We start from the raw sequence: 17,984 nt of genomic DNA on the forward strand, positions 1-17,984 counted from the left end.
CCGGGCCGGGGTCAGCCCCGGCCCGAAGACCCGAAGCCGCCCGCGCCGCGGACGGTTTCCTCGAAGTCCTCGACCACGCGGAACTTCGGCTGGATGACCGGGACGATGACGAGCTGGGCCAGGCGCTCGCCGATCTCGAGTGTGTAGGCGCTCGCGCCCCGGTTCCAGCAGGAGACCATCAGCGGGCCCTGGTAGTCGGCGTCGATCAGGCCCACGAGATTCCCCAGCACCAGGCCGTGCTTGTGCCCGAGCCCGGAGCGCGGAAGGATCATCCCGGCATAGCCCGGATCCTCGATGTGGATCGACAGCCCGGTCGGGATCAGCTCGGCCGTGCCCGGCTCCAGCGTCAGCGGGGCCTCGATCATTGCCCGCAGGTCCACGCCGGCAGAGCCGTCGGTGGCCGGGGCGGGCAGCGGGAAGTCCGCGCCCATGCGTGGGTCGAGGATCTTCAGGTCAATCTCGGGGACGGACATTCGGGGTTCCTTGGCAATGACTAATCTGTTTCGCGTGCGTTCAGGCGCTCGATGACCAGGTCGATCAGCGCCGGCGCCAGTTGGGCCTTGGGCTGGTTCGGCAGCGTGCGCTCGCCGCCCTCCCACAGACACAGCAGCTCGTTGTCGGAGGTGCCGAAGGCGAGGCCCTCACCGACGCGATTGGCCGCGATCAGGTCGAGCCCCTTGTTTCGGCGCTTGGCGTCGGCGTGCTCGCGCAGGTGCTCGGTCTCGGCGGCGAAGCCCACCAGGAATGGGCGCCGGGGGAGCGTGGCCGCCTGGCGCGCGGCGTCGGCGAGGATATCCTCGGTGCGTTCCAGGGCCAGGTTCATCGTGGGGTCGGACTTTTTGATCTTCTGGGCGTGTGGTGCGGCCGGGCGGTAGTCGGCCACGGCCGCCGCTGCAATCAGGATGTCGGTCGCGGGCAGGCGTTCCATGACCGCTGTATGCATGGCGGCGGCGGTTTCGGTGGCAACGCCCTCGACGCCAGCGGGCATGGCTTCCGCGGTCGGGCCATGCACCAGGGTCACGCGTGCCCCGGCATCACGCGCGGCCGCGGCCAGGGCGAAGCCCATGCGCCCGGAGCTGCGGTTGCCGATAAAGCGCACCGGATCGATCGGTTCGAAGGTGGGGCCGGCGGTGATCAGCACCTGGCGGCCCGCCAGCGGGGCGTCGGCCGGCTGTAGCAGCTCGCGCGCGATCGCGGCCGGCTCGCTCAGGCGGCCTTCGCCCTGCTCGCCGCAGGCCTGGTCGCCGCTGTCGGGTCCGATCAGGGTCACGCCGCGTTCGACCAGGGCCGCAATGTTGGCCTGCGTGGCCGGGTGTGCCCACATGCGGTGGTTCATCGCCGGCGCCAGGGTGACCGGCGCGGTGGTGGCCAGCAGCAGGGTGCTCAGCAGGTCGTCCGCCAGGCCCTGGGCGTAGCGGGCAATCAGGTTGGCACTCGCGGGGGCGACCACGATGCGATCGGCCCAGCGCGCCAGGGCGATATGGTCCATGCCGGATTCGGCCTCGGCATCCAGCAGTTCGGTGCGCACCGGCGCGCCGGACAGGGCCTGGAAGGTCAGCGGGGTCACGAAGGCGCGGGCACCCGCCGTCATCACCACGCGCACCGCGCAGCCGGCGCGCTTGAGCTCGCGCACCAGCTCGCAGGCCTTGTAGGCGGCGATGCCGCCGCTGACGCCGACCAGTATCCGGGGCTGGGTGTCGTGATCCGTCATGTGGCGGATTCTACCCCTTAAGGAGACGCTGATTAATTCGCACGTTCGCGCTCGAGTCGATTTTGCTCGATGACAAGGCGCGGCGAGCGAAGTGTAGCCGAGCTACATAAGCGAGCCGCAACGCCGTCTGCGGGCCCGAATCCAGAAGGCAAGGCGGCCGAGCCCTCAAGGGGTTGGCGCCCCATTTTCCCCGATTCTGCGTTGCGCCGCTTGACCGTAGAGTGACTACGGCACTGCGCACCGCGCCTTGTCTCGGGAAAAATGGTGCACCAACGCGGACGTGCGAATTGATCAGCGTCTCCTTAGCCTTTGTCCTGGCGCGCGGAGACGCCGGCGGTCAGGGCGTAGCGCATCGCATCCTCCAGCGGCAGGTCCAGCGGCTCGACCCGCTCGCGCGGCAGCATCAGGGTGTAGCCGCCGATCTGGTAGCTCATGGGCATGTAGACCGCGAGCGTCTCCGGCCCCCCCAGGTTGTCCGGCAGGCCCTCGAAATCCTCGCGGGTGACAAAGCCGACCAGTTTGAAGTCGGTGCCGGGGAACGTGACGAGCACGGCCTTCCCGAAGCGCTGATGGATGTCGCCGGAGAGCAGGTTGGTGACGTCGCGCACGGTGCCGTGGATCGTCTTGATCACGGGGATGCGCTGCATCAGGCCCTCCAGCCAGTCGAACAGCCAGCGCACGACATAGGCCTGCAGCAACACCCCGAGGCCGAAGATCAGGCCGATGCCGGCCAGGATCCCCATGCCCGGGAAGTAGAGCAGATCCGGCAGGACGGCCTGCAGCAGGCCCCCGAGGACATCCTCGGCGGTGCTGCCCAGCCACCACAGCAGGGCCAGCGTGATCGCGGCCGGGAGGATCGCGGCCAGGCCGGTCAGGAAGGTGCGGGAGATTCGGCGCACAAAAGGCTCCGTGCAGGGGGGATCTCCGGAATGCTAACGCATCCGCGTCCGCAGCACGGTCGGCTGCCGGTCCACGCTTGCTCGGGGCGGCACTTCCGTGATCGGGTGCAGTCTATGAATTGGGTTTGAGCGGCATTGTTGCCGGTAGAGGGAGTGAATCATGAGCAGATGGACCGGGTTGGGTGTGCTGGCGCTGGTAGTCTCGGCGGTTGCCCTACCGCAGGCCTCCATCGCGGGGGAGTCGGACGCGGCCGCGCCCGAGGACTACGCGATGACGCCCGAGGCGGTGGCGCCGGGCGTCTATGCGGTGATGACGCCGGCGCGGGATCTCCCCAGTCGCGAGAACCTCGGCTGGAACGCGAACATGGCGTTCGTGGTGACCGGCGACGGGGTGCTGGTATTCGACACGGGTTCCTCCGAGACCATGGGTGTGGCGCTGCGCGAGGCGATTGCCGAGGTCACCGATCAGCCGGTGCGCTGGATCGTGAACAGCCACAGCCACGGGGATCACTGGCTGGGCAACCACGCCTTCGCCGATTCCGACCCCGAGATCATGGCCGGTTCCGCCGCGACCGCGCGTATGGAGACGGAGGCCGAAGGCTGGGTCGAGAATTTCCGCGAGATGACCGAGGGCGCGACCGGTGACACCACGCCGCTGTTGCCGAATGTTGCGGTGGACGAGCGTATCACCCGTGACCTTGGCGGCACCGAGGTGGTGATTCTTCCCTCCGGGGGTGCCCATTCGCCGGGCGATCTGAGCATCTGGCTGCCGCAGACGCGGGTCCTTCTGGCCGGGGACGTGGTCTACAGCGATCGTGCGCCGTCGGTCTGGGATGGCGATGTCGCGCAATGGATCGACCTGCTGGACGAGCTGATCGCGCTGGAGCCGGCGGTGGTCGTACCCGGCCACGGTCGGCTGGAGGATGCGCAGACGCTGGATCGGCTGCAGCGTTATCTGGTCACGCTTTGGGAGGCGATCGAGGAAGGTGTGGAACAGGGGCTGGCCGCTTTCGAGACCGTGCCGCTGGTGCGCGAACGCATGGGTGACCTGATCGATTACTACCCCGGCTTCGACGACAAGATCGACCGCTCGGTGGCCACCACCTACCCGGATGTCGAGGCTGCGGTGTTCTGAATCCCCGTGTTCAGAACTGCCAGGTGGCGTGCAGCGAGCCGAACTCGGCCGCGCCCTTGGCCTGCCCGCTGAACTCGCGCGAGCGCCAGACATGGGTGTAGCCCAGGCGCACCCCGCCTACATGAAACACGACCCCGGCGGTGAGTTCGCCCACCACGGGGTGCTTGTCTACCGAGGGCCCGTCACGAAAGACCGGGCCGTCCAGGAACAGGTCGTAGAGCATGAGCCGCGTGTCGATACCGGCAAACGCATAGCCGCCGACGCGCGCGGTGGTCTCGAAGGTGTGGGTGCCGGACAGGGCCGGGCGGATCCGGGGCGGGCCGTAATCGCCCGGCAGGTTGCGCCCCGCACGCACGATGGCACCGGCATTCGCGAAGGTGAAGGGGGTTCCGGCAGCCGCGCCCCAGTGCGGGGTCAAGTCGGCGCCCCAGCCGTTTGGCGTGCGGTGTGACCGGCCGCGCAGCTGGCGTTCGTAGGCCAGCATCAGCGTCGGTTCATTGCCGATCTGGTGATCCCATCCTTTTGGCTCCGGTGCGCTGGACCAGCTGTGGACCTCCCTCTGGGTGCGTTCGGCCAGGGAGGCCGGGCCGACCGTACCCAGCGTGACCTGCAGGCGGTCCAGGCGGTTGTCGTGTTCCGCGGCCATGCTGAAATTCAGGTACAGCCAGCCGGCGTAGGGGCGATCATCCGGGTCCGGCGTCGTGCGCTCGATATCCTCCGGGGTGTACATGTTCTGACCCAGGTGGATCGCCGCCTTCAGGCGTTCGGGCTCCTCGCGACGGATGAAGAACGGCAGGCTGTCCGCCACAGTCCGCAGCCACGGTGGCACGCGGCCCTCGCTGCGGGTCCAGCCGATGCGAACCCCGTTGGTGTAGTAGCGATCCTCGCCCCCGAACAGGTCGTTCTCGAATTCGAAGTGCAGGGCATCGACGCCGCTCCCGGCCAGGCTGGTTGGGCTGGCGACCGCCACGCACAGGAGTGCCGTGGCCAGCAGGCCAGCCTCTCTCCAGCGGGTGGAGCGCCGTCGGGATGCGGGGGTGTTCCGGTATGATTGGCGCATGGACCTCTCCAACCAGATCATCTTCCTGGCCGCGATCGTGCTGCTGGGGAGCATCCTTTCGAGCGTGATCACCTCGCGGCTGGGTGTGCCCCTGTTGCTGGTGTTCCTGGTCATCGGGATGCTGCTGGGCCCGGAAGGCCCGGGCGGTCTGGTGTTCGAGAATATCACCGTTGCCTATCTGATCGGCTCGGCGGCGCTGGCGATCATCCTGTTCGACGGCGGGATGCGCACACCGGCGCGCAATTTCCGCATCGGGCTGAAGCCGGCGCTGGGGCTGGCCACACTCGGGGTCATCGTCACGTCGGGGCTGACCGGGGCGTTTGCCGTGTGGTGGCTGGGACTGTCCTGGCTGGAGGGGCTGCTGCTCGGGGCGATTGTCGGGTCCACTGATGCTGCGGCGGTGTTCTCCCTGCTGCGCTCGCGCGGGCTGGAGCTGAAGAGCCGTGTCGGCGCCACGCTCGAGATCGAGTCCGGCTCCAACGACCCGATGGCGATCTTCCTCACCATTGTGCTGATCGAGCTGCTGCTGCTGCCGGAACAGCAGTTCGGCCTGGTGGTGCTGGTCGAGTTCATCCAGCAGATGGGCCTGGGCGCGTTGCTCGGGGTGGGTGGCGGCTTTGCCCTGCTCGCGCTGATCAACCGGGTCCCGATGGCGGCCGGGCTTTATCCGCTGTTTGCCATGGCCGGGGCACTGGCCATCTTCGGGCTCACCGGGCTGGTCGGCGGTTCCGGGTTCCTCGCCGTGTACCTGGCGGGGCTGCTGCTCGGCAACCGACCGCTGGAGGCCTCGCAGAACATCAAGCGCTTCCACGACGGCATCGCCTCGCTGGCGCAGATCGGCATGTTCCTGATGCTGGGCATGATCGTCGCCCCGTCCGAGCTCCCGCCGGTGGCGCTGGACGCCGGCCTGGTCGCCGCCGTGCTGATCCTGATCGCGCGGCCGCTGGCGGTGTGGATTTGCCTCTACCCATTCCGCTTTCCCTGGCGCGAGCAGGTGTTCATCTCCTGGGTCGGTCTGCGCGGGGCGGTGCCGATTATCCTCGCGCTGTTCCCCTTGCTGGCCGGGCTGGAACTGGCTGGCTACTTCTTCCACGTGGTGTTCTTCGTCGTGCTGATCTCGCTACTGGTGCAGGGCTGGACCGTCGCCACCTCGGCACGCTGGCTGGGGCTGGAGTTGCCCCCCACCACCGCGCGGGTGCAGCGCACCGAGCTCGACATCCCGGGGCAGCAGGAGATGGAGCTGGTCGGCTACCGTCTGGCGGAGACCACCCCGGTGGTGCGCGAGGCCTGGTCGAACTTCCGCTTACCGGGCAGCGCACGGGTGGTGGCGCATCTGCGCAAGGGCAAATTGCTCGAGACCCTGGAGCTGCTGGATCTGCACGCCGGCGACCATCTCTACATCATGGTCACGCCCGCGGATCTGCATGACCTCGACCGCCTGTTCGTGCCCAAGGACGAGGTGCCGGAACGCCTCACCGAGCGCAGCGTGTTCGGCGAATTTGCGCTCAACGGCGACGCCCAGCTCGGCGCAGTCGGCATGGCCTATGGCGCCCCGGTCCCGCCCGAACGCCAGGGTGAAACCCTGGAGGTCTATCTGCGTCGCGAGCTCCAGGCCGAACCGGTCGTCGGCGATGCCGTCGATCTCGGACCGATGCGCCTGGTCATCCGCGAGATGGACGGCGCCCGCATCACCCGCGTCGGCCTGAAGCTGCTGAAGCCTTCTTGAGTGTAAGTCCGGCGGTGCGAGGCCTGAATCTCTAAGGGGCCCTATTTTTCCAGCATGGCCTTCAGGCCGGCGAGGTGGGCGCGGGCGGTGAGCTGCTGGGTCTCGGGGTCCGGCGGCTTGGCGTCGGGCCAGTCGAGATGCTCCCCGGGGAGTTCGTCGAGAAAGCGCGAGGGCTCGCAATCGATGCTTTCGCCGTAGCGGCTTCGGCTTTGGGCGTAGGTGATCAGGAGGGTTTGCTGGGCGCGGGTCAGGCCGACATAGGCCAGCCGGCGCTCCTCCTCGATGGAGTCGTCTTCGACGCTGACGCGGTGTGGCAGCAGTTCCTCCTCGAAGCCGACCAGGCAGACATGCGGAAACTCCAGGCCCTTGGCGGTGTGCAGGGTCAGCAGCTGTACCGACTCGTTGCCGTCCTGGGAATCCCGGTTGCGGTCGAGGATGTCCATCAGGCTGATGCGATTGACGATGTCGGCAAGACCCATGCTGCGGGTGTCCTCGGCCTCGTCATCACCGTATTCGGCCGTGGTGTTCGCTCCGCCCATGCGCCCGACCCAGTCGATGAATTCGCGCACGTTGTCCATGCGCCGGGTCGCTGCGCGCGGGTTGGGGCTGTTCTCCAACAGCCAGGATTCGTAGTCGATGTCTTCGACCAGGGCGCGGAGCAGGACGTCCGGGGACTCTTCCGCGCCGCGGCGCTGAAAGCCGTCAATCCAGTCAGTAAAGCGCTCCAGCCGGGCCTGGGCGCGGGCATCCATGTATTCGGAAAGACCGGCGCCGCGCGCGGCCTGCAGCAGGGAGGTGCCGCGCTGGTTGGCGTAGTGGCCGAGCTTTTCCAGGGTGGCTGGCCCGATCTCGCGGCGCGGGACGTTGACCACGCGCAGGAACGCGGTGTTGTCGTCCGGGTTGGCGAGCAGGCGCAGGTAGGCAACCAGGTCCTTGATCTCGGCCTTCTCGAAGAACGACTGGCCGCCGCTCAGGCGGTAGGGGATGCCCTGCTCGCGCAGGAGCTTCTCGAACAGCCTGGACTGGTGGTTGCTGCGGTAGAGGATCGCGAAATCCCCCCAGCCCGCGTTGAGACGGAAACGCCGGCGCATCAGCTCGGAGACCACGCGCGCCGCCTCGGTGTCGGCGTCGGAGCAGCCGATGACCTCGATCTTTTCGCCCTCGCCCAGCGCACTCCACAAGCGCTTCTCGAACACGTGCGGGTTGTTCGCGATCAGCGCGTTCGCGGTGTGCAGGATGCGGTTGGTGGAGCGGTAGTTCTGCTCCAGTTTGATTACCTCCAGGCGCGGGAAATCGTCCTGCAGGCGCACGAGGTTTTCCGGGCGCGCGCCGCGCCAGGCGTAGATCGACTGGTCGTCGTCACCCACCACCGTCAGTCCATCACTGACGCCAACCAGCAGGCGCACCAGTTGGTACTGCGCGGAGTTGGTGTCCTGGTACTCGTCGACCAGCAGGTGGCGGATGCGGTCCTGCCAGCGGTTACGCAGCTCCGGATCATCGCGCAGGCAGTCCACCGGGCGCTTGATGAGGTCGTCGAAGTCCACCGCGTTGTAGGCGCGCAGGGCGTCCTCGTAGCGTGGGTAGAGGTTGGCGGCGGCGATGGCCTCCGGGGCATCGGTCATCTGACTCGCCTCGTGCAGCGCCTCCGCCGGCGTCATCAGGTCGTTCTTCCAGCGGCTGATGTGGCCGACCAGTGCGTCCACCTCGGAGCCGGTGTCGTCGCGGTAGGTGATCTCGCGCAGCAACTGCCGGCAGTCGCCCGGATCGAGGATCGAGAAGCCGGCACGCAGCCCGGCCGCCTGCAGTTCACGGCGCAGGAAATTGAGCCCGAAGGTGTGAAAGGTGGAGACGCTAAGCCCGCGTGCCTGCTCGCGCGCCAGGCGGCCCTGCACGCGCTCGCGCATCTCGCGCGCGGCCTTGTTGGTGAAGGTGATGGCAACAATGCGGCGCGCCTCGAGCCCGCGCTGCTCGATCAAGTGCGCGATCTTCTCGGTGATCACGCGCGTCTTGCCCGACCCCGCTCCGGCCAGCACCAGCAGTGGGTGGTCCGTGGTGGTCACGGCGGCCTGTTGTTGAGGATTCAGTTCAGACACCGGGGTGATCGATTCCTTCTCAGCGGGGCGCGTAAACTAACCCACGATCCAGCATTCATAAAGACAGTAACGGTGAGGGTAAGCCATTGACCGATGTGTCGGGCACTGCAGCCGCGGCCGGGACGGACGGGTCGCTCCCGCGTCTGACCCAGTTTGATTTTCATCAGCGCCTGATGGATGTGCCGGGCTCGGCGGTGATTCTGTTCACGCGCCAGGGCTGTGGCGCCTGCAAGGTGATGGGGCGGGTCCTGGCGGAGTGGCAGGCGGCCGCGGATGCGCCTGCCTTGTTCGTGGTGGACGCCGAGACGGATACCGCCCTGGTGCGCGAATTCGAGGTCTTCCATCTGCCGGCGCTGTTCGTGTTCCAGGCGGGCGCCTACCACGGTCGCCTGGAGGCCCCGCCCCGGTTGCCCCTGCTGCGCGAGGCGCTGACCGCCTGCCTCGCGCGCCCACCCGAGGAGGCACCATGACCTCGAACGACATCGACTGGTGGCCGCCCGCGCGCGTGGTGGAAAGCCCGAACCAGGATGCCCGCCCGCCGGGACAGGACCCGGAATTGATTGTGGTGCATGCGATCAGTCTTCCGCCCGGCGAGTTCGGCGGACCGCATATCGCCCAGCTCTTCCAGAACCGGCTGGATCCGCAGGCCCATCCCTACTTTGCCGAGATCGCGGCGTTGCATGTCTCCGCCCATGTGCTGATTAACCGCGACGGGTGGGCTACCCAGTTCGTGCCGTTCTCCCGCCGTGCCTGGCATGCAGGGGCGTCGCAGTGGTGCGGACGCGAGCGCTGCAACGATTTCTCCATCGGGATCGAACTCGAGGGGACCGACGAGGACCCGTTCACCCCGGCGCAGTACGCCGAACTGGCGCGGTTGGTGGGCTGGCTCCGGGCACGCTACCCCGGTATTGGCGCGGATGGGCTGGTGGGTCACAGCGACATCGCGCCGGGGCGCAAGACGGACCCCGGGCCCTGCTTCGACTGGACGCGCCTGCGGCGGGAATTGCAGGCGGTGACGGCATGATTGTGGATCTGTTGCGCCACGGGGAGCCGGAGGGCGGTCAGCGCTATCGCGGTCATGGCTGCGACGATCCGCTGAGCCCGCGCGGGTGGGCCCAGATGGAGCAGGCGGTGAAAGGCGAGGCCGGCTGGCAGTACGTGGTCAGTTCGCCGATGCAGCGTTGCCGCGCCTTCGCTGAACGCTTCGCCGCCGGACAGGATTTACCGCTGTCCCTGGCGCAGGATCTGCGCGAGGTGGGCTTCGGCGACTGGGAGGGGCGGACCCGGGTTGAGCTTCAGCGTGACCGGCCGGAGGAGTACCGCGCCTTCTACGCCGACCCAGTCCACGCGCGGCCGGCAGGGGCCGAGCCGCTGGCGGACTTTCGGCGGCGGGTGGAGACCGGCTTCGAGGCAGCGTTGCGGCCCCTGGAGGCCGAGCGCGTGCTGCTGGTCGTGCACGCCGGGGTGATCCGCGCCCTGGTGGGCTGGGTGATGGGGGTGCCGGACGCGCGGCTGTTCCAGTTGGAATGCGACTATGCCAGCCGCACCCGCCTGCACCGGCACCCGACCCGGGGCTGGCGCCTGATCCACGCCAACCGGGTTTGAGTCGGACGCCGCTCCGGTTTACCCGGCCTGGTTGCTGCGTTTGGGGACGGCCTTCACCGACAGGTAGAAGTCGTTGTTCAGCACGTCGATCAGACGATCGATGTTCGGGTGCTTGCCGGGGTTGGCGCGGGCGTCATCGGCGTGGCTGCCGTACATCAGCAGCCCCGAGTTGGCCGCCTTGGGGCCGATGCCGCCGAAGTCCAGCGCCAGCTGGTAGTAGATCTGCAGCGACAGGCTCTGGCCTTCCACGTTTTCGATGGTTGCGGTGGGGTTGTAGTCTTCGCCAAACAATTCCAGGCGTTCGATATTGCTGACGTCGGGCAGCTTCTTGGACATGTCGGGCTCCTCGAAATAATGGCGGCATTATCGGGGCATGACCCGGTGGCGACAACCAACCCGCGAAGGCGGCAGGGTCGCGCCGGGTCAGCGACGAAGGCGCCACATGCTAAGATAGCGGCTTTTGTCGAGGGGACACGAACATGTCGCGAAGCGCGTTCATGGAGGCCGCCCAGGCCGCCGCCGATGCCGCCGAGAAGGTAATCCGCCACTATTACGAGGCGGGTGTCGACGTCGAAACCAAACCCGACGATACCCCGGTGACCCGGGCCGACGTGGAGAGCGAACAGGCGATCCGCCAGGTGATCCGCGAGCACTTCCCGGATCACGGTTTCTACGGCGAGGAGACCGGGCAGTCGGACATGGATTCCGACTATGTCTGGCTGATTGACCCGATCGACGGCACCAAGAGCTTCGTGCGTCGCTACCCGTTCTTCTCCACCCAGATCGCGCTGATGTACAAGGGCGACCTGATCCTGGGGCTGTCCAATGGCATCCAGTTTGGTGAGCGGGCCTGGGCGGAAAAGGGCCAGGGCGCGTTCCTGAATGGCGACCCGATCGCGGTCGAGAAGACCACCGATCTGGGGCGGGCCTCCCTGTCCACCGGTAACCTCAAGTCCCTGGCGCAGAATGCTGAAGGCTGGAAGGCACTGGGCGGCATCACGGCCGAGGTGAACCGCACCCGTGGCTACGGCGACTTCTACCACTACCACCTGCTGGCGCGCGGCAGCATCGACCTGATCGTCGAGTCGGACGTGAATATCCTGGATATCGCCGCACTGGCGGTGATCGTGCGCGAGGCGGGGGGCGTGTTCACCAACCTCTCTGGCGGCGAACTGGACCTGCAGACCGCGAATGTCCTGGCCGCGGCCACCCCGGAACTGCATCGTACGGCCCTGACCCGCTTGGGCTGGAAGGGCTAGTCAGCGCCTTCCCATGCGCCCCGATCGGGGCGCATGGGGTTGCCGGCGCCGGGGGGTTATTCTCCGGCGCCGTTCCCGTTGGTTCCCACCAGTCCGTGGGTGCGCAGCTTCTTGCGCAGGGTGGCGCGGTTGAGCCCGAGCAGGGCCGCCGCGCGGCTCTGGTTGCCCCCGCAGCGCTCCAGCACGCTGGCCAGGAGGGGGCGCTCCACCTCGTTCATCACCAGCGCGTAGAGATCGTGGCTGCTCTGCCCATCCAGGGTCTCGAAGTACTGGTCCAGTGCATGGCGCACGGACTCGGCCAGCACACAGTCGGACGGGAGGACGCCTGCAACCGGCGTCTCGTGGACCTCTGGGTCCTGTTCGAGTGGCATGTTCATGCTCATGCAGCCTCGCTTGCGATTCCCGTCAGGTGGGCCCGAAGGCGCCACAGTTGTTCGCTGGCCGTGGGGGCGGCGAGAAGGTCAGCCCGGGCCGCCCGGGTGCGGGCCTCGTCGAGACCCAGGCCCTGAAGATACCAGCCCAGGTGCTTGCGCGCGATGCGCACGCCCTGCGGTTCGCCGTATTGGGCATGCAGTTCGCCAATGTGCTCCTCGATCAGGGCCAGGCGGGCGGCGCGCCCGGGTGCCGGCGGTATCGGTTCGCCCGCCAGCGCGGCCCGGATCTGGCCCGGGAGCCAGGGCTGGCCCTGGGCGGCACGCCCGATCATCACGCCCGCCGCGCGGGTCGTATCCAGTACCTGCAGGGCCTTTTCGGGGCCGGTGATGTCGCCATTGGCGAGCACGGGGATGGAAACGGCCCGGACGATGCGCGCGATGGCGGCGTAGTCCGTCTCTCCGCGATAGGCATCGGCCCGCGTGCGGCCATGCACGGTCAGCATCGCAATGCCGCAGTCCTCGGCAATGGCCGCGATGGTCTCGCCGTTGATCCGTTCGCGGTCGAGGCCCAGGCGCATCTTCAGGGTCACCGGGACCGTGACCGCGGTGGTGAGCGCCTGGAGCAGTTCGCGCACCCGTTCCGGCTCGCCCAGTAGCGCCGATCCGGCGGCCTTGCTGCAGACCTTCTTGGCCGGACAGCCGAGGTTCAGATCAATCACGTCGGCACCGCGGCGCACGTTCTCGCGCGCAGCCTCGGCCAGGGCCTCGGGTTCGTTACCCAGCAACTGTACGATGCGCGGGCGCGGCTCCTGGCGATGATCCAGGCGGTGGCGGCTCTTGTCGCTGGTCCATAGTCGGGTGTCGGAGGTCACCATCTCGGATACCGCCGCGCTGGCCCCCAGGCGGCGGGCCAGTAACCGAAACGGACGGTCGCTGACCCCGGCCATCGGCGCCAGAAACACGACAGGGTCGGGGAAGTGGTGAGTTCCGAGCTGCATCGGGGCTATCGGGTCGGGAGCAAGCGGGCCAGTCTAGCAGCTAACCTGCGCGGTTTCCGGTGCGGTCGATCGCGAAACCATGTGAATGCGCGCGAGCTTGGACCCGGGAATTACCGGGGCTGGATTTCGATGCCGGTGATGTGGCCATGAGGGCTGGCAACGGCCAGACGCACGGAATGGGGGGAGTGGGCATTCATCGGTGCGTGGGTGTCGGTGTAGTCGTCGGGGGTCAGCCGGAGGGTGCCATGGGGCGTCCCAAGCTGGTCGGTCAGGCGAATATCGAGGATCGGCCAGGCCTGCCGGATCGGGCTCTCGAGCACGAATTGCAGGTGCAGAGTGCCGTCGCTGGTGGTGAAGAAATCGGGCGCCGAGGTCCGGATTTGTCCAGGGGCGCGCCGCGGGTGCCAGGTCGGGCAGGGGAGGGCCGCGCACACTTGCGCCCGGGCCTGGGCCAGCTGGGGGCTCTGGTCCGGTGCCACGGGCGGGATTGCCAGTAGTTGCGCGCCCAGCAGCAGCATCAGGGCGGCGGCCAGCACGATCCCCGGCCAGGAGCGCCGGCGTGTTGCGTCTGCCGAGCCCAGGGGGCTTGCGTGGCGTTCGATGTTGAGGGGTATTGCAGCGCCCGGGGCCCGCTCGATGGCGTGGAGGGGCGCCTGGCGTGCCGGGAGGAGCCCCTGGCCCAACACGCGTTCGCCCGCGCCGCCGATCTCCAGTGCCGGGAACAGATCGAACTCGGCATCGCAATTGGAGCAGTGCACTCGCCTCTGACGGAGCTTGGCCCCGCGGGCGAGGGCGTGGGTGACGCCGCATTGGGGGCAGCGGGCCAGCATCCTACGGGCTGGGCGTCAGGTGTCGCGAGGATTCGCCCGATGGGGCCTGCTGATGGGCTTGCGGCGCGTTGCTGCAGCCGGGCGATCCTGTGCTTGCGGCGCCTTGCCGTTGAGAGCGATCGACTCGGCCGGGCGCGTCCATGACTCAGCGTCTCCCTAGCGCCGGCGGCCGCCGAGCAGGGCCCAGCCTTCGCGACAGTCCTCGACGCCGATATCGAAGGTGTCAGAGTAGGCCGCGATGACCTCGTCTGCCTGGCGTTCGAGCAGCCCGGCGAGCAGGATGCGTGCGCCCGGTTTCGCCGCCCGAGCCAACTCCGGTGCCAGATCGATCAGCGGCTTGGCGAGGATGTTGGCCAGCACCAGGTCATAGGCCGCGTCGGGCACAGGGTGATCGGTCAGCCCCGTCTCCAGCTGTGCGGGCGGGATGGCGTTGGAGTCGGCATTGCTGCGGGTGGCTTGCACGGCCTGTTCATCGATGTCGATGCCCAGTGCATGGCGTGCGCCCAGCTTCAGGGCGGCGATCGCGAGGATGCCCGAGCCGCAGCCGTAGTCGAGGACCTCTTGATCGCGCGGTGGCTGCTGGGCCAGGGCGGCCAGGCACATCGCGGTGGTCGGGTGATTGCCGGTCCCGAAGGCAAGACCGGGGTCCAGGCGCACGAAGGTGCCTTCCTCGATCGCCGGTTCGTCCTCCCAGGAGGGCACGATCCAGAGTGTGCCGCCGCAATGGATGGCGCCAAGACCGTCCAGCCCGGCGCGGACCCAGTCCTGGTCCTCGATCGCCTGGACCTGGATCGCCTCCGGGGCCTGCGCCTGGCGCGCCAGCGCGGCGGCGGCGAGGTCCGCCTGCGTGGTGTCCGGGAACACCGCCTTCAGGCGCACGGTGGACCACAGGGGATGGGTGCCCAGGGGCGGCTCGAAGAGGGGTTCGTCTGCGGCGTCGAACAGCTCGACGCTGACGGCACCCAGTTCGAACAAGGTGTCCTCCAGCGGCTCGGCTTGTTCCGGGCTGATCTGGCATTCAAGTTCGGCAAGGCTCATGGCATCAGGCTCGTGGCGCGAGGGGGAAGGGTCAGGCCTGTGCCTTGAGCTTCTTCTCGAGATAGTGGATATCGGTCTCGCCGCGCTGGAAGTTCGCGTCGATCATCAGGTCGTGGTGCAGCGCGACGTTGGTCTGGATGCCGTCCACCACGATCTCGCCCAGGGCGCCGCGCATGCGCGCCAGCGCGATCTCGCGGCTGTTGCCGTGGGCGATCAGCTTGCCGATCATGGAGTCGTAGTGCGGCGGCACCATGTAGCCGTTGTAGATGTGGGTATCCATGCGGATGCCCGGTCCGCCCGGCGCGTGGTATTGCTGGATGGTCCCGGGGCTGGGCATGAAGGTACGGGGGTCTTCCGCATTGATGCGGCACTCGATCGCGTGACCGGTGATGCGCACGTCGTCCTGCGTGTAGCCCAGGGGTTCCCCGGCGGCGATGCGGATCTGTTCGCGCACCAGATCGATGCCGGTGACCTGCTCGGTGACGGTGTGCTCGACCTGCAGCCGGGTGTTCATCTCGATGAAATAGAAGCCCCCGTTCTCGTACAGGAACTCGAAGGTACCGGCGCCGCGGTAGCCGATCTCCTGACAGGCGCGGATTAGGCGTTCGGCCATGGCCTGGCGCTGGTCATCGGTAATGCCCGGGGCCGGTGCCTCCTCGATGACCTTCTGGTGGCGTCGCTGCATCGAGCAGTCACGCTCGCCCAGACAGACGGCGTTGCCGTGGCTGTCGGCGAGGATCTGGAACTCCACGTGGCGCGGGTGTTCCAGGTACTTCTCCATGTACAGGGTGTCATTGCCGAACCCCTGCTGCGCCTCGTTGCGGGTCAGCGATATGGCGTTCAGCAGCGCGCCCTCGGTGTGCACCACACGCATGCCGCGCCCGCCCCCGCCGGCGGCGGCCTTGATGATGACCGGGTAACCGATCTCGCGCGCCAGCGCCAGGTTGGTGTCCGCGTCGTCGCCCAGCGCGCCGCCGGAACCGGGGACGCAGGGCACGTTGGCCTCCAGCATCGACTGCTTCGCGGAGACCTTGTCGCCCATCAGGCGGATGGTCTCGGCGCGCGGACCGATAAAGGCGAAGCCCGAAGACTCCACCCGTTCGGCGAAGTCCGCGTTTTCCGACAGGAAGCCGTAGCCCGGGTGGATCGCTCCGGCGTCGGTGACCTCGGCGGCCGCGATCAGCGCGGGAATGTTCAGGTAGCTCTCGCCCGAGGCCGCGGGGCCGATGCAGACTGACTCGTCCGCCAGGCGAACGTGCTTCAGGTCGCGGTCGGCGCTGGAATGCGCGGCGACGGTGGCAATGCCCATTTCGCGGCAGGCACGCAGGACCCGCAGGGCGATCTCGCCGCGGTTGGCGATCAGAATTTTCTCAAACATGCTCGAACCTGTTTCCAGCGAAGCCGGGGGTGTGACGCCCGGCGGATGGGTTCATCCGATGATGAACAGCGGCTGCCCGTATTCCACCGGGTTGCCGTTCTCGACCAGGATGTCGCGGATGGTGCCGCCCTGGTCGGCCTCGATCGGGTTGAGCATCTTCATGGCCTCGATGATGCAGAGGGTCTCGCCGGCCTCCACCGTCTGGCCGACCTCGACGAACGGCTTGGAGCCCGGGCTCGGCGCCCGGTAGAAGGTGCCGACCATGGGTGCGGTGACCCGATGACCGTCCATTTCCGGTGCGGCCTCCGTCGCGCCGGCCGGGGCTGCGGTCGGGGCCGCCGCGGCGGCGGGCGCCGCTGGGGGCAATGGGGCCGGGGCGGCGGCCATGGGCGTCCCGCTGGCGGAGCGGGTGATGCGCACCGACTCCTCGCCTTCGTGGATCTCGATCTCGTGGATGCCGCTCTCGTCGAGCAGGTCGATCAGTTTCTTGACCTTGCGAATGTCCATGGAAGCCTCTTAGTCCTTGATAGCTGCAAGCGCCGCATCCAGCGCCAGCCGGTAGCCAATGACGCCGAAGCCACTGACCAGGCCGGCGGCGACATCGCTCAGGCGCGAGGTCTGGCGGAAGGGCTCGCGGGCGTGGATGTTGCTGATATGGATCTCGTAGAACGGGATGGCGACGCCCAGCAGGGCATCGCGCAGGCTGACACTGGTGTGGGTCAGGCCGCCCGGATTGATCAGGATGTGCTCCACGCCCTCGCCGGCGGCGGCGTGGATGCGGTCGATCAGGTCGCCTTCGTGATTGCTCTGGAAGCAGTCGAGGGTTGCGCCGGCCTGTTCTGCCCGGGCTTTAAGGTCGGTCTCGATGTCCGCCAGGGTCTGTACGCCGTAGCGCTCCGGCTCCCGCTGTCCCAGCAGGTTCAGGTTGGGGCCGTTGAGCAGCAGTATGGACGCCATGGCAGGGGGAATCGGTAGCGATCCTGTCGAGAATGGACGCGATTGCACCGAAAAATCACGATGCAGCGAATGATCGGGATTCTGCCGCAGGAAGGGTAGGAGTGTCCAGCGCGAGGCGCTGGAGACGTCGCCAGAATGGGGTCGGCCCGGCGCCCCGGCGAGCGTCGGGGTGCCGGGCACGGAACGTGCAGGTTAGTCGGCGGTGAGCGGGAACAGGGTGAGTTCGACGCGGCGGTTCTGTTCGCGGCCCGCATCGGTGTCGTTGGTAGCGACCGGCTGGTGCGGCCCGAGGCCGATGGTGTGCACCCGCACCGGCTGTACGCCACGGCGGATCAGGGCCTGACCCACGCTCTCGGCACGGCGCTCGGAGAGGTCCATGTTGTATTCCACCCGGCCGGTGCTGTCGGTGTGCCCGGCGATCTCGATCCCGGTCTGGTCGAACTCCTCCAGCACCAGTGCGACCGAGTCGAGGACGTCATGGAATTGCGGCTTGATCTCGCTGCGATCGAAATCGAAGGTGATGTTGCTCGGCATGTTGAGGATGATGTTGTCGCCATCGCGGGTCACGCTCACGCCGGTGCCGCGCAGCTGTTCGCGCAGGGCATCCTCCTGGCGGTCCATGTAGTTGCCGATGGCGCCACCGGCCAGGGCCCCGATGCCGGCGCCAATCATGGCGCGCTGGGTGCGGTTGCGACTGCTGGTGACGCTACCGAGCACCGCACCGGTGGCGGCCCCGATGCCGGCCCCGATGGTGGCTCGGGAGACGCGTTCTTCCCCGGTGTACGGATCCGTGGTGGTGCAGCCCACCACCAGTACCAGGGCGCTGGTGACGGCCAGGGCGAGAATGCGTTGCATGATGAATCTCCCAGTATTTCGCTGGCCCCGTGCGGATACGGGGCAATAGGTTCAGCTTGCGCTGTG

Annotated in this window: 20 protein-coding genes; 6 read left to right on the top strand and 14 right to left on the bottom strand. The window is 67.8% G+C overall.

All coding sequences use genetic code 11. From position 1 onward, the window contains the following. Nucleotides 1-11: 11 nt before the first annotated feature. From dut to TVD_RS01150, 3 genes are all read right to left on the bottom strand, one after another. Nucleotides 12-473, bottom strand: coding sequence for a dUTP diphosphatase (dut, locus tag TVD_RS01140; RefSeq protein WP_018951826.1), 462 nt, complete (start codon nt 471-473; stop codon nt 12-14). A 20-nt stretch (nt 474-493) separates the two neighbouring features. Continuing rightward, nucleotides 494-1,711: a bifunctional phosphopantothenoylcysteine decarboxylase/phosphopantothenate--cysteine ligase CoaBC gene (gene coaBC, locus TVD_RS01145; RefSeq protein WP_047250590.1), complete on the bottom strand. Its 1,218-nt coding sequence runs from the start codon at nt 1,709-1,711 to the stop codon at nt 494-496. A 302-nt stretch (nt 1,712-2,013) separates the two neighbouring features. Then, complete coding sequence (locus tag TVD_RS01150) at nt 2,014-2,610, bottom strand: DUF502 domain-containing protein (RefSeq protein WP_018176261.1); 597 nt, start codon at nt 2,608-2,610, stop codon at nt 2,014-2,016. Nucleotides 2,611-2,770: 160 nt separating this feature from the next. On the opposite strand from TVD_RS01150, the gene TVD_RS01155 reads away from it, so the two are divergent. Further along, the gene (locus TVD_RS01155) at nt 2,771-3,745 is read left to right on the top strand and encodes an MBL fold metallo-hydrolase (protein ID WP_047250591.1); all 975 of its coding nucleotides are present in this window, start codon (nt 2,771-2,773) and stop codon (nt 3,743-3,745) included. Between the two features lie 10 nt (nt 3,746-3,755). On the opposite strand, the gene TVD_RS01160 is transcribed toward TVD_RS01155, so the two are convergent. Next, nucleotides 3,756-4,715: a lipid A deacylase LpxR family protein gene (locus TVD_RS01160; RefSeq protein ID WP_018938902.1), complete on the bottom strand. Its 960-nt coding sequence runs from the start codon at nt 4,713-4,715 to the stop codon at nt 3,756-3,758. 88 nt (nt 4,716-4,803) lie between these two features. Here TVD_RS01160 and TVD_RS01165 point away from each other — a divergent pair, with 88 nt between their 5' ends. After that, nucleotides 4,804-6,531, top strand: coding sequence for a potassium/proton antiporter (locus tag TVD_RS01165; RefSeq protein ID WP_026330508.1), 1,728 nt, complete (start codon nt 4,804-4,806; stop codon nt 6,529-6,531). A 41-nt stretch (nt 6,532-6,572) separates the two neighbouring features. Here TVD_RS01165 and TVD_RS01170 read toward each other — a convergent pair whose 3' ends face one another. Next, nucleotides 6,573-8,624: a UvrD-helicase domain-containing protein gene (locus TVD_RS01170; protein WP_018176258.1), complete on the bottom strand. Its 2,052-nt coding sequence runs from the start codon at nt 8,622-8,624 to the stop codon at nt 6,573-6,575. Between the two features lie 86 nt (nt 8,625-8,710). Here TVD_RS01170 and TVD_RS01175 point away from each other — a divergent pair, with 86 nt between their 5' ends. The 3 genes from TVD_RS01175 to TVD_RS01185 are packed head-to-tail and all read left to right on the top strand — an operon-like array spanning nt 8,711 to nt 10,229. Beyond that, entirely contained in the window at nt 8,711-9,094 is a 384-nt protein-coding gene (locus TVD_RS01175) for a thioredoxin family protein (RefSeq protein WP_018168378.1), read from the top strand. Then, the gene (gene ampD, locus TVD_RS01180; protein ID WP_047250592.1) at nt 9,091-9,648 is read left to right on the top strand and encodes a 1,6-anhydro-N-acetylmuramyl-L-alanine amidase AmpD; all 558 of its coding nucleotides are present in this window, start codon (nt 9,091-9,093) and stop codon (nt 9,646-9,648) included. Before TVD_RS01175 ends, ampD begins: the two co-directional genes overlap by 4 nt. Next, complete coding sequence (locus TVD_RS01185) at nt 9,645-10,229, top strand: histidine phosphatase family protein (RefSeq protein ID WP_047250593.1); 585 nt, start codon at nt 9,645-9,647, stop codon at nt 10,227-10,229. The genes ampD and TVD_RS01185 overlap by 4 nt, the downstream gene beginning before the upstream one ends. Before the next feature lie 18 nt (nt 10,230-10,247). Here the strand turns inward: TVD_RS01185 and TVD_RS01190 are convergent, their stop codons facing one another. After that, nucleotides 10,248-10,565, bottom strand: a complete 318-nt coding sequence (locus tag TVD_RS01190) for a DUF2322 family protein (protein ID WP_018938908.1) — start codon at nt 10,563-10,565, stop codon at nt 10,248-10,250. 161 nt (nt 10,566-10,726) lie between these two features. Here TVD_RS01190 and TVD_RS01195 point away from each other — a divergent pair, with 161 nt between their 5' ends. Next, entirely contained in the window at nt 10,727-11,488 is a 762-nt protein-coding gene (locus TVD_RS01195) for an inositol monophosphatase family protein (RefSeq protein ID WP_018176257.1), read from the top strand. Nucleotides 11,489-11,544: 56 nt separating this feature from the next. Here TVD_RS01195 and TVD_RS01200 read toward each other — a convergent pair whose 3' ends face one another. The 8 genes from TVD_RS01200 to TVD_RS01235 all read right to left on the bottom strand — a co-directional run bounded on the left by TVD_RS01200 (nt 11,545) and on the right by TVD_RS01235 (nt 17,918). After that, nucleotides 11,545-11,871, bottom strand: coding sequence for a helix-turn-helix domain-containing protein (locus tag TVD_RS01200; protein WP_018144664.1), 327 nt, complete (start codon nt 11,869-11,871; stop codon nt 11,545-11,547). Next, nucleotides 11,868-12,860 (bottom strand): tRNA dihydrouridine synthase DusB, encoded by a 993-nt coding sequence (gene dusB, locus TVD_RS01205; protein ID WP_018176256.1) that lies wholly within the window; start codon nt 12,858-12,860, stop codon nt 11,868-11,870. Before dusB ends, TVD_RS01200 begins: the two co-directional genes overlap by 4 nt. A gap of 110 nt (nt 12,861-12,970) precedes the next feature. Further along, nucleotides 12,971-13,618 carry a DUF3426 domain-containing protein gene (locus tag TVD_RS01210; RefSeq protein WP_082119053.1) on the bottom strand — a complete coding sequence of 216 codons (648 nt, stop codon included), beginning with the start codon at nt 13,616-13,618 and terminating at the stop codon, nt 12,971-12,973. Between the two features lie 228 nt (nt 13,619-13,846). After that, nucleotides 13,847-14,728, bottom strand: a complete 882-nt coding sequence (gene prmA, locus TVD_RS01215) for a 50S ribosomal protein L11 methyltransferase (RefSeq protein WP_019568146.1) — start codon at nt 14,726-14,728, stop codon at nt 13,847-13,849. Between the two features lie 31 nt (nt 14,729-14,759). After that, nucleotides 14,760-16,106, bottom strand: coding sequence for an acetyl-CoA carboxylase biotin carboxylase subunit (accC, locus tag TVD_RS01220; protein ID WP_018144660.1), 1,347 nt, complete (start codon nt 16,104-16,106; stop codon nt 14,760-14,762). Nucleotides 16,107-16,157: 51 nt separating this feature from the next. Further along, nucleotides 16,158-16,613, bottom strand: coding sequence for an acetyl-CoA carboxylase biotin carboxyl carrier protein (accB, locus tag TVD_RS01225; protein ID WP_018951815.1), 456 nt, complete (start codon nt 16,611-16,613; stop codon nt 16,158-16,160). A gap of 9 nt (nt 16,614-16,622) precedes the next feature. Then, nucleotides 16,623-17,063 carry a type II 3-dehydroquinate dehydratase gene (aroQ, locus tag TVD_RS01230; protein WP_018176254.1) on the bottom strand — a complete coding sequence of 147 codons (441 nt, stop codon included), beginning with the start codon at nt 17,061-17,063 and terminating at the stop codon, nt 16,623-16,625. Nucleotides 17,064-17,255: 192 nt separating this feature from the next. After that, entirely contained in the window at nt 17,256-17,918 is a 663-nt protein-coding gene (locus tag TVD_RS01235) for a YiaD family glycine zipper/OmpA-like lipoprotein (protein WP_018650581.1), read from the bottom strand. Nucleotides 17,919-17,984: the final 66 nt, after the last annotated feature.

It is taken from the genome of Thioalkalivibrio versutus, assembly GCF_001020955.1.
Classification (GTDB): Bacteria; Pseudomonadota; Gammaproteobacteria; order Ectothiorhodospirales; family Ectothiorhodospiraceae; genus Thioalkalivibrio; species Thioalkalivibrio versutus.

What these genes read in the sequence shown, in the direction of transcription:
- dut (WP_018951826.1), bottom strand. Translation starts at nt 473, where the DNA reads ATGTCCGTCCCCGAGATTGACCTGAAGATCCTCGACCCACGCATGGGC.
- coaBC (WP_047250590.1), bottom strand. Translation starts at nt 1,711, where the DNA reads ATGACGGATCACGACACCCAGCCCCGGATACTGGTCGGCGTCAGCGGC.
- TVD_RS01155 (WP_047250591.1), top strand. Translation starts at nt 2,771, where the DNA reads ATGAGCAGATGGACCGGGTTGGGTGTGCTGGCGCTGGTAGTCTCGGCG.
- TVD_RS01165 (WP_026330508.1), top strand. Translation starts at nt 4,804, where the DNA reads ATGGACCTCTCCAACCAGATCATCTTCCTGGCCGCGATCGTGCTGCTG.
- ampD (WP_047250592.1), top strand. Translation starts at nt 9,091, where the DNA reads ATGACCTCGAACGACATCGACTGGTGGCCGCCCGCGCGCGTGGTGGAA.
- TVD_RS01185 (WP_047250593.1), top strand. Translation starts at nt 9,645, where the DNA reads ATGATTGTGGATCTGTTGCGCCACGGGGAGCCGGAGGGCGGTCAGCGC.
- TVD_RS01190 (WP_018938908.1), bottom strand. Translation starts at nt 10,565, where the DNA reads ATGTCCAAGAAGCTGCCCGACGTCAGCAATATCGAACGCCTGGAATTG.
- TVD_RS01195 (WP_018176257.1), top strand. Translation starts at nt 10,727, where the DNA reads ATGGAGGCCGCCCAGGCCGCCGCCGATGCCGCCGAGAAGGTAATCCGC.
- TVD_RS01200 (WP_018144664.1), bottom strand. Translation starts at nt 11,871, where the DNA reads ATGAGCATGAACATGCCACTCGAACAGGACCCAGAGGTCCACGAGACG.
- dusB (WP_018176256.1), bottom strand. Translation starts at nt 12,860, where the DNA reads ATGCAGCTCGGAACTCACCACTTCCCCGACCCTGTCGTGTTTCTGGCG.
- prmA (WP_019568146.1), bottom strand. Translation starts at nt 14,728, where the DNA reads ATGAGCCTTGCCGAACTTGAATGCCAGATCAGCCCGGAACAAGCCGAG.
- accC (WP_018144660.1), bottom strand. Translation starts at nt 16,106, where the DNA reads ATGTTTGAGAAAATTCTGATCGCCAACCGCGGCGAGATCGCCCTGCGG.
- accB (WP_018951815.1), bottom strand. Translation starts at nt 16,613, where the DNA reads ATGGACATTCGCAAGGTCAAGAAACTGATCGACCTGCTCGACGAGAGC.
- aroQ (WP_018176254.1), bottom strand. Translation starts at nt 17,063, where the DNA reads ATGGCGTCCATACTGCTGCTCAACGGCCCCAACCTGAACCTGCTGGGA.
- TVD_RS01235 (WP_018650581.1), bottom strand. Translation starts at nt 17,918, where the DNA reads ATGCAACGCATTCTCGCCCTGGCCGTCACCAGCGCCCTGGTACTGGTG.